This is a genomic window from Paenibacillus sp. 01T442, assembly GCF_056398345.1.
The window spans coordinates 1-8,339 of the sequence record NZ_JBFTPF010000130.1; the positions used below are offsets into that span (position 1 = coordinate 1).

Below are 8,339 nucleotides of genomic sequence, written 5' to 3' on the forward strand. Positions count from 1 at the left end.
ATCAACAAGGATGGAAGCATCAATGTAGGTGATCTTGCGATGGTAGCTTACCATTACGGTAAGCTTACCATTACGGTAAGAATTCCAATAGCACAGACTGGGCGACAGCCAAGATTGCTGATATGAACAACGATAATAAGATTGATATTAGTGATCTTGCGGTTGTGGCATCCCAGATACTTCAATAAGTATCTTACTCTCGTTTTCATACTTGTTAAAAAAATGGCGACTTCTACTCCACTTTTTGGGGGAGAAGTTGTCTTTTTCTCTTAGCCTAATACCTTTTGAGCCTCTGGCGCCTACAGCATTTACTACTGGTGCTGAAGTGGCGAAAATTGAATAGTGATAACAAAGGAATGGATAATAAATTACACTTTCGAATAAGGAAATTACATTTTTTTCCTGAATATTCTAGGATATAATTATGGAAACCGCTTTCAAGGCAGCTAATAAGTGCAAGTATTAACAAGATAGACTCTCGCTGGATGGAGGTAAAGGAGGTGATTTCGGAAGTGTTTGGTAAATACTTCCTAAGAATATAGGCAAATGCGTGTCGAGCTCTGCCTTCATCATTTCTTGCAGCTTTTCAGCAAATAGAACCTTCAGCGCTTTCTGTCGCCATGGGCCACTACAGGTTTGGCAGTCTCATTGATGAAAACGCCAATGTCTATTCGTACAAATGGTCAAACATTATTTTTTAGATTGAGCGAAAGTGGGAGGAACTCAGGCAAAACTTGGCGTGACTCCGGAGAGAACCGTGATTCAGATGGTGAGACATAGCCAAGATTGCTGAAATGAACAACGATAATAAAATTGTTATTAATGATCTTGCGTTTGATGCATCCAAGATAGACTAAAAGATTCATTATGTAAGGATATGGACGGGGATTCTTTATCTCCCAGTCCATATCCATTCTATATGTCTATGGAGGAGATTTGTTCATGAAAAAAATCTTTAGCCTTTTATCTATAATGTCTATTGCTTCAACGATTTTTTCGTCTGTAACCTTTGCAGATAACCCAGTCGTACAAACCGTTTATACCGCTGACCCTGCTCCATTGGTGTACGACGGTACTGTGTATCTTTATACTGGGCATGATCTGGATGTAGCTACAACTTCCTATAAAATGGTTGATTGGAAATGTTATTCTTCAACAGATATGGTGAATTGGACCGATCATGGTTCTGTACTGGATGTCACTGCATTTAAATGGGCAAACCAGACTCAGGATGCCAATGCGGCACAGGTTATTTACCGAAATGGAAAGTTTTACTACTATGTAGCGGTTTCTTCTACGATATCTGGTAAAGGAGGAATAGCCATAGGAGTTGCTGTATCAGACAGTCCCACAGGTCCTTTTAAGGATGCAATTGGTGCGCCTCTTGTTACGAATGATATGACCACATATGCAAGTCATTCATGGGATGATCTTGACCCGACGGTATTTATTGATGATGAGGGTCAGGCCTATTTGTATTGGGGTAATAACGCCTTGTATTATGCAAGGCTAAACGAAGATATGATTTCGCTGAACGGTTCAATCTCTGCAGTACCATTAACAACAGAAGCATTTGGACCAGATTACGAAGAAGCCCCCTGGATATATAAACGTAATGGACTATACTACTTGGCTTATGCGTCCGGTTTTCCGGAATCGATTCGTTATTCGACAAGTACTAGCCCGACTGGACCATGGACGTATAGAGGGGTAGTCATGCCTCAACAAGGCAGTAGTTCTACAAACCATCCGGGTATTATTGATTTTAAAGGAGACTCCTACTTTTTCTATCACAAGGTTGGTTTGCTGGGAGGGGGAAGCTACAAACGTTCTGTTAGTATAGAAAAATTCTTATATAATGCCGACGGTACAATTCCATCATTTAATATGACATCAGAAGGTGTCGCTAGCAGTGCGAACAATCTAAACCCATATACCAGAAACGAAGCCGAAACAATAGCCTGGGAATCCGGTATAACAACAGAACCATCCAGCCAAGGCGGAATGAATGTAAGTAGTATTGATAACGGAGATTATATAAAAGTTGAGGCTGTTGATTTTGGCGCTACAGGTGCTGGAACATATGCAGCTAGTGTTGCAAGTGGTTCAGGCGGCGGAACCATAGAACTGCATCTTGATGCTGCAGATGGCCCATTGATTGGGACGCTTCCTATTTCCAACACAGGTGGAGACAATGTTTGGAAAACAAAAGCAACAAGTGTTTTAGGTGCTACAGGAGTCCATGATCTATATATGGTATTCAGGGGTGCATCAACAGGTAATCTTTTCAAGGTAGATTATTGGCAGTTCGGGCAAAAGACAGCTGTTCATGATCTAGTTGCAATCAACGCATCCATCGATAAACAAAAGATTGATATTGTTTCCGGAACCAACAAGGCAAGCATAAAGGTTACAGCCATATACACGGATGGAACAAGTGTAGATGTTACTTCTCAGGCAGCTGCAAATCCGGTACAAAGCGGTATTTTAAGTGTCAGCAACGGAGTTGTAACCGGTATGGGCTATGGCTCAACAAGCATCGACGTAAGCTATGGCGGAAAAACAGATACACTTAATATGCTTGTAAAAGACTTGAAGAATGAACAGACGGTGAAAACGATTACAGTCGACAATGCTTCAGTTGCTCTGGAATCTGGCAAAACAGCAACATTTAAAGTAACAGCTGAGTATTATGATGGACACACAGAAGATGTAACAACAACARCAACCTATAGCAATCCAAGTCCTGCTATCGCAGATGTTGCGGGCGGTACAATAACGGCTAAAGCAAGCGGAACAACCAATGTTGCGGTAAGTTTCAAGGGAGTATTAGGTGAAGCTGCAACAGGCCAAATTACTGTATCTGTCAATACCCCTCCCATAGTGGCCATTGTGGCAGAAACAGCAGCAGAAAACACTGCCAATGCCTATGTAAATGGCACTATAAGTGGCCATACCTGGTCGCTTGTTGACGGACAGTCCACGAAAGCTATGTTTTTTGGGCCTAATAATGGGTTCACTGCGTCAGCTACGGATGCAGCGTCTCTTGCAGTCAATTCCAGACTAGGTTATAAAATCAACTTTACGACCGCAGGAACCTACAATGTTTGGATACTTGTTAAGACTCTCGGTTACGATTCGGACTCCGTCCACGTTGGATTAGACAATCAGTATAAATTCACGACCAATGGTATTGAAGGTGTTAGCGGTGGTCAGTTTAAATGGGCTAATATCAGTGGTTCTAGTGGTGGTATGTTTGGCGGAGCTACTTTGAATGTCACCGCTGGCGTGCATGAATTGAACTTTTGGGGAAGGGAAGACGGCCTCGCCATCGACCGAATCTATTTAACCACAAGCAATGCAACCACAGATCCAGTATGGCCGCAGCCACTAGTGCCTACAGCTGCACTTTCAGCAGACAGCAGTGTGAAAGCTGGAAGCAGCTTTACAGTGGGGGTTAGCCTGAACAACGTGACACAAAGTGTTTATGCCCAGGATATTACCTTGTCTTATGATTCCAACGTATTTGACTATGTAAGTGCGGCAGGTGCAACGGGCAACATTCAGATCGTGACAGAGGATAAATCCACTGCCGGAAAAGTTAGACTCATTACAGCCAATACCGCAGGGGGAATAACTGGAACCAGTACACCGGTTCTGAATCTAACCTTCAAGGTAAAGGCTGGTGTTGAGAGTACCAGTGGAACGATTGCAGCTACCCAGGCAAAGCTTGGTGTGGCTCCAGAGGGAACCGTGATTCAAGCGCAACTTGGCAGTAAGAGCATTTCAGTAGGAAATATTGAAGTAGTTGTTGATAAGACAGCGTTGACATCAGTCATTACGAGTGCACAGAGTTTGTATGACGCAGCAGTTGTTGGTGCAGCGGCCGGTCAATACCCGCAGGCAGCCAAGGATGCTTTCGGTGTTGCCCTCAACGCAGCAAAAGCTGTAAAAGACAATCAAAGTGCGATACAGTCCCAGGTTGATAGTAGCGTAACAGCGCTGGGCAGTGCAGTAGATACCTTCAAGGCAGCAGTTATGAAGTCCGCAGACCTCAACAAGGATGGAAGCATCAATGTAGGCGACCTGGCAATGGTTGCATACTATTATGGTAAGAATTCTACTGGAACAGACTGGGCGACAGCCAAGATTGCTGATATGAACAACGATAATAAGATCGATATTAACGATCTTGCGTTTGTGGCATCCAAGATCCAATAAGTTATAGCAGCGTTGCTAACCATTTGTTTCAAAGGCGGCCGAAATGAACATCTAAACTTAAATCGGCCGCCTAATAAAGTCAGTACTTCATTGTGGTACACAATTTAAAAATAAATTCACAAGGAGAAATGTAAATGAAACCTCAAAAAGGTAAAAACAAATCAATTAAGAAGACGGTACCTAACATTATAGCCTTAACATTGATGGCAAATCTTATTTTAGGTTTTTCCGTGTTCACGAGTCCGACATATGCAGCAGCGTTAAATGATTCAAAACAACTGGAGTTAAAGGTTCAAGGGGTATTAAATGGCACCCCAAAATATGTGGATGGTAAAGTTGGTAAAGCCTTACAACTAAATGGAACCAATAATTATATTGATTTAGGCACGTCATCGGCATTACAGCCCCAAAACCTGACTGTATCCTTCTGGGTGAAACCCGATTCCACGTTAACAGGCGAAAACATGATCATGTGGAACAAGCCTAGTGGCAATTGGATGGGAGAAGGATGGTATTTAAGCATACTGAGTGATACAGTTCCATTAAAACTGTCCACAGGAACTAGTATACAGGAAGCGTATGTTACAGGGGATCGGAGCTCATTCTATCCAGTTGGAGAGTGGACCCATATCGCGGTTACTTATGACAACGCAACAAAAAATGTGGGTATTTATCGTAACGGTATTGCTCAAAAGGTTTCATATAATAAACAGGGCGGCAGCATTGCAGCAAATAATACGGATCATAAATATTTAGGTTTTAACTCACCCCTATATGGYGGGGGCTATTCAAAACTGAATTTGGATGAATTCAAGATTTACAGTGTAGCTGCGACAGATGAAGCTATCCGTGACGTTTATAAAGCGGAAGGCGGCGTAATAGACGAGAGTAAATTTGCACAACAAGACAAAGATGCAATCATTTTGCCTGAGACAACGAGAGGTAATCTTACTTTCCCGACAAAAGGTGTAAGTGGAAGTATAATCTCGTGGAGTTCTTCAAATACAAACGTTATTTCAAACACCGGGGTGGTTACAGACCCAGGGGTAGATACTCCGGTTACAATACAAGCTACTATAACGTATGGTTCAGTAACGTTAACCAAAGTATTTTCAATAGTCGTAAAAACCAGTAAATATTTAGGTGATTCTGCAAAGATCAAAAATTTTGACATCGAGCAGGTAGACGTTACAGACCCTTATTATGTGAATGCATTCAATAAAGAGGTTGAATATTTATTAAAACTTGATCCGGATCGCCTTTTGTCGGGATTTAGAACAGTAGCAGGTTTACCTAAGAAAGCAGAGCTTTACAACGGTTGGGAAGGCAATTGGAGCTATCTTAGAGGGCATACATTGGGGCATTATATGACAGCGTTATCGCAGGCTTACAAACAAACGATAAATAACACGACACTGAATACGCAAATAAAGAGCAAGATAGATTACATTATCAGTGAATTGAAAGCATGTCAAAATGCAAGCAGTAAAGGATATCTGTTCGCTACGCCGGAAACACATTTTGATGTTATTGAAGGAAAGATCGAAGGGCAAAGCTGGGTACCATGGTATACGATGCATAAGATTATTACTGGGCTTGTAGATATTTATAAATACGAAGGAAATGGAGACGCCTTGCAGATTGCAAGTAAGTTGGGAGATTGGTCGTATAACAGAACTCAAACATGGGATGATGCTACTCATACAAGGGTATTGAATATAGAATATGGCGGTATAAACGACGCTTTGTATGAATTGTATAAATATACCAATAGTGCGAATCATTTAACGGCAGCTCATATGTTTGATGAAGATTCCCTGTTTACTTCAATCGTAAATGGTCAAGACGTATTGGCAAATAAGCATGCAAATACACAAATTCCTAAGTTTATTGGCGCATTGAATCGTTATCGGACATTAGGTGAAGCGGAGTCGTTTTACTTAAAAGCAGCGGAGAATTTTTGGGAGATGGTGATCAACGACCATACCTATGTAACAGGTGGGAATAGCGAAAATGAGCATTTTAGAGAACCCGGGCAATTTGATAACTACAGGAATAACATAAACGATGAAACTTGTAATTCCTACAACATGTTAAAGCTTACTAGAGAGTTGTTCAGGCTTACTGGAAATATCAAATATGCAAATTATTATGAAAAGACTTTGCAAAATGAGATTATGTCGTCCATTAATCCGGAAACCGGTATGAGTACGTACTTTAAGCCCATGGGAACAGGATACTTCAAAGTATTTTCTACAGAGTTCGATAGTTTCTGGTGTGATACAGGAAGCGGTATGGAAAGCTATACAAAACTGGATGACAGTTTATATTATCATACTGAAGAAGATCTTTATGTCAACATGTACGTAGGCTCAAAACTGAACTGGGCTGAAAAAGGTCTTCAATTGACACAGCAAGCAGACATACCTCAAAGCGATAAAGCGACATTTAAAATAAACGCTGCACCTTCCGAGGCTGTTAATATTAAATTTAGATCACCAGATTGGATTGCAAAAGGTCAAAAGGTTGCTGTGACGATAAACGGGGCAACATTGAATGTGGAAGCAGTGAACGGATATATGGCGATAAATCGAGTATGGAAGATAGGGGATATTGTTGAATTGACGTTCCCTTTGGAAGTACAAGTATCAACTCTTAAAGATAATCCTGAGGCGGCAGCATTTACTTATGGTCCTCTTGTTTTAAGTGCAGGTCTTGGAACAGAGCAAATGGTTGCGATTCCACATCTTGCTTCACAGAAAGCAAATTTGCCTGCGGGCGTTACTTTTAAGGATTATATCCTTATTAAGGATGGTAATGTGAATGACTGGATCCATAATGTCAAAAACAATTTGGTCAAGACAGAAGGAAAGCTAGAATTCACTCTGCGGAATACGGATGAAGACAATCATTTGAAGTTTACGCCATATTACTCATTGTACAAGGAAAGATATGGGATCTACTTCTATTTATCTGCAAGTGATYCTCCGACTTTCCAGAAAAATATTTTGAGCAGAAAGACTGCGGCTAAAAAGGCAATTGCCAAGATCGATGAAGTGCAAATAACAAATGACCAGCACGAATTGGCACATAACCTGCAAGGAAATACCGGAGGAGGTTCTTTTGGGGGGGAACAGTACCGTCAAGCTTGGGCTGGATCAACGGGAGCTGCCTGGCTAAGTTATGATTTGGTAGTTGATCCATCAGTAAGTAACTACATTTCCACTAGATACTATAGCGGTGATAAAGGAAGAACCTTTAATGTATATGTTGATGGTAATCTAATTAAAGAAGAAACCATAGCAGCCCAAACCCCAGATCAATTTTATGATGTAAGGTATCAAATCCCGGCAAATTTGATAGCAGGAAAAACAAAAGTAACTGTAAAGTTTGCCAACAGAGGCTCAAATTACGTTGGCAGATTATTCGGAACTGTTTCAATTTTGAAAGACTATAACAATAGCTCGAATCTTCAGAGGGTTACTGTAGGTGGAACGACAGCAACATGGATAGATAATAAGTATGCAATTGCTGTTCCTAATAATTCTACAGAGGCATTAGTTAAATTTACTCCTGAAAATGCGAATGCATTGGTTTATGTTAATAATATTTTAATTGACGATACAGTAGAAAGAAAAGTAACTTTACAATCCGACACGACGAATTTGAATATTAGAGTGGTAGCCGAAGATGGAGTAACAGAAAAAGCTTATACCGTAAACATCAATAAGCAAGCCCAAGAAGTAACAGCAACAGCTGCAATTTCAGCAAACAGCATGGTGAACCCTGGAAGCAGCTTTACAGTGGGAGTTAGCCTGAACAATGTGACAGAAAGTGTTTATGCCCAGGACATCACCCTGTCTTATGATTCCAACGTATTTGATTATGTGAGTGCGGCAAGTGCAAACAACAACATCCAGATCGTGACAGAGGACAAAGCCACCGCTGGGAAAGTGAGACTCATCACCGCTAATACGGKGGGAGGGATATCTGGAGCCAGTACGCCGGTTCTGAACCTAATCTTCAAGGTAAAGGCTGGTGTTCAGAGTACCAGTGGAACGATTGCAGCTACCCAGGCAAAGCTTGGTGTGGCTCCAGAGGGAACCGTGATTCAAGCG

2 protein-coding genes are annotated in these 8,339 nt (G+C 41.4%); both read left to right on the forward strand.

The features are described from left to right. Nucleotides 1-972 precede the first annotated feature (972 nt). Nucleotides 973-4,221, forward strand: coding sequence for a family 43 glycosylhydrolase (locus tag AC1DLM_RS33805; RefSeq protein ID WP_477572436.1), 3,249 nt, complete (start codon nt 973-975; stop codon nt 4,219-4,221). A 134-nt stretch (nt 4,222-4,355) separates the two neighbouring features. Further along, a partial coding sequence (locus tag AC1DLM_RS33810; RefSeq protein WP_477572437.1) for a beta-L-arabinofuranosidase domain-containing protein occupies nt 4,356-8,339 on the forward strand: 3,984 nt, incomplete at its 3' end.